2 protein-coding genes and 1 pseudogene are annotated in these 2,813 nt (G+C 71.4%); 1 reads left to right on the forward strand and 2 read right to left on the reverse strand.

Annotation, left to right across the window (positions count from 1 at the left end):
• The coding region (gene argS, locus VGD32_RS11120) for an arginine--tRNA ligase (RefSeq protein ID WP_331031954.1) at nt 1–1,649 on the reverse strand (1,649 nt) is incomplete at its 3' end.
• The gene (locus VGD32_RS11125; RefSeq protein WP_331031955.1) at nt 1,649–2,344 is read right to left on the reverse strand and encodes a Tat pathway signal sequence domain protein; all 696 of its coding nucleotides are present in this window, start codon (nt 2,342–2,344) and stop codon (nt 1,649–1,651) included. The genes VGD32_RS11125 and argS, both read right to left, overlap by 1 nt.
• Before the next feature lie 161 nt (nt 2,345–2,505).
• On the opposite strand from VGD32_RS11125, the pseudogene ispH reads away from it, so the two are divergent.
• Nucleotides 2,506–2,813 (forward strand): annotated as a pseudogene (ispH, locus tag VGD32_RS11130) (4-hydroxy-3-methylbut-2-enyl diphosphate reductase); the annotation flags it as partial.

Raw genomic sequence — 2,813 nt, forward strand, 5'->3', positions numbered from 1 at the left:
GCCAGCCGGTACGCGTGCTCGCAGATCAGGTGCGGCATCCGCTTGTCGTAGGCTTCGCTCACGGCCTGCGAGAAGGCGTCCAGGGTCAGGGCCAGATCGCGCTCGGCCGGCTCGCCGATCGCCACCGGCCCCGCCGCCGCGCCCTGGTCCGCCGCCCGGCGCAGCAGGGATTTGATCCGCACCGCCTGGTACAGCAGATACGGCCCGGTCTTGCCCTCGAAGCTCATGAACCGGTCGAGGTCGAAGATGTAGCTGGTGGTCCGGCTGTTCGACAGGTCGGCGAATTTCAGCGCCGCCACCGCCACCTTGCGGGCGATGTCCTCGAACTCGGCCCCGGGCAGGTCCGCCCCCAGCTTCGCCTCGCGCAGTCGCTCCCGCGCCTTGTCGGTGGCCATGCCGATCAGGTCGTGCAGCTTCAGCACCCCGCCCGCGCGGGTCTTGAACGGCTTGCCGTCCGGCCCGTTCATGGTGCCGAAGCCGAGATGCTCCAGCGACCCTTCCGCCGCATAGCCGGCCAGATAGGCCGCCCGGAACACCTGTTCGAAATGCTCCGCCTGCCGCTCGTCGACCACGTAAAGGATCAGGTCCGGATCGATGGCCTTCCGCCGGTCCAGAATGGTCGCCAGATCGGTCGTGCCGTACATGGCCGAGCCCTCCGACGAGATGACCAGCAGCGGCGGCGGGCTCGGCGCCTCGATGACGCTGCTGTCGGCCAGCTTGCGCTTGCGCGTCTCGCCCGGCTTCGCCACGTGCACCACCCGCGCCCCGTCGTCCTCGACCAGCAGGCCGGTCTTCTCGAGGTGCGCGATCATCTCGGGCATCAGCGGATCGGCGTCGCTCTCGCCGTTCCACAGGTCGAAGGTCACGCCCAGCGCCCCGAACTCGCGCTGCAGGCCGCTCATCGACACGTCGTGCATGTGCCGCCACAGGGCGCGGTAGCCGGGGCGGCCCGCCTGCAGCTCCGCCGTCGCCTTGCGGGCGCGGTCGCGGAAGTCCGGGTCTTCCTTGGCCCGGGCGGCGGCGGCCGGATACAGCCGCTCCAGATCGTCCAGCGTCACCGGCGATTCGCCCGGGAAGGGCCCGTCGCCCCCGGCCAGGAAGCCGTCGGCCCCGCCCTCGTCGGCCACGGCGACGATCAGCAGCCCCATCTGGAAGCCCCAGTCGCCGAAATGGGCGTCGCCCCACACCTGATCGCCCCGGAACCGGAACAGCCGCTTCAGGCTCTCGCCGATGATCGAGGAGCGCAGATGCCCCACATGCATCGGCTTGGCCACATTGGGGCCGGCGTAGTCGATCACCACCTTGCGGGGCGCGGCGACGGGCGCGGCGCCGGCGTGGGCGCGATCGGCCGCCACCTCGGCCGCGCGGGCCGCCAGCGCGCCGTCGGCGAGCTTCAGATTGATGAAGCCCGGTCCGGCCACCTCGACCGAGGCCAGCCGGGCGTCGCCCTCCAGCCGCCCGGCCACGCGGGCCGCCAGCTCGCGCGGATTGGCCTTCAGCGCCTTGGCCGCGGCCAGGGCGCCGTTCGACTGGAAGTCGGCCAGGTCCGGCCGGTCGGACGGGGTGACGCGGGCGAGGGCGGGGTCCACGCCTTCGGCGGCGAAGGCGGCTCCGACCGCTTCGCCCAGAACAGTCCTGAGGTCGGTCATTACTGGGCGGCGGGCGGCGTTGCGGCCGTGCCCGCGTTGACGCGGAAGCGGCTGCCGGTCCGGTTGAACTCGGCCATCTGCGGGGTCACGTCGAAGCCGACGAGGATCTCGAAATTGTCGCCGCTCGTCGTGGTGTCGGCGCGCGGAATGACGACGACCTGTTCCTCAGTCACCGTGGCCGTCTGGGCTCCGTCGAAATTGACCGGGAGATCGAAATATTCCTTGGCCAGCACGGCCTTGTTCCGCTCGGTGACGGCGATCCAGTAGCGATAGGTGCGGCCCTCGCCCTCGGCCTGCGGCCCGCGGCCCAGGTTGAACAGGACCCGGGTATGCACGGTGATCGGATCGTCGCCCTGATAGGCGCAGTCGGAGCTCAGCCCCTCGATCTCTCCGGTGTAGCCGACGTTCGCCGACGACACCCGGTCGCCCGTCAGTTCGACGTAGCGGGCGGCGTCGTAGAGAATCTTCACATAGGGGCAGGGGCCCGCGGCGGCGTTGCGGCGCAGCGGCGCGATGCGCGGGGCCCGGGCGCGCTGGTTCTGCTGCGAGCCGTCGGCGTTCTCGCCGGTGCTGGAGCCGGGCCGGTTCGTCTGGCCGGGACGCACCTGGGCGTCGGCCGCCATGGGAACCGTCAGCGAGGCGAGCGCCATCGCGGCGAGGGCCGGAGCCAGGGAAATCTTGAAGACGCGACGCATCGAAAGCTCTTCCACGAACGAGGAGGCGCGCGACAGCCCGACGCCGGGCGCAACGCTCGTTGCTGATAGCGGCTAAAGCGAGGCGCGGCAAACGCGCGCTGGGGCCCGGCGGGCGGGAATGCATGGTGGCGGCGCGGGGAGCGAACGACTAGGTTCCGGTCATGACCCTGCACGCGCCGATCCCGGTCCCCGAAAAGCGTCCGCTGACCGTGCGGCTGGCCACCCCGCGCGGCTTCTGCGCCGGGGTCGACCGGGCCATCCAGATCGTCGAACGGGCGCTGGAGAAGTATGGCGCTCCGGTCTACGTCCGGCACGAGATCGTCCATAACCGGCACGTGGTCGAGCGGCTCCGGGCCAGGGGCGCGGTGGTCGTCAAGGAGCTGGACGACTGCCCCGACGACCGGCCGGTGGGGTTCTCGGCCCACGGGGTCCCCAGGTCGGTGCCCGCCACGGCGCGCGCGCGAGAGAT

The sequence above is a fragment of the Brevundimonas sp. genome (assembly GCF_036402095.1).
Taxonomy (GTDB): Bacteria; Pseudomonadota; Alphaproteobacteria; order Caulobacterales; family Caulobacteraceae; genus Brevundimonas.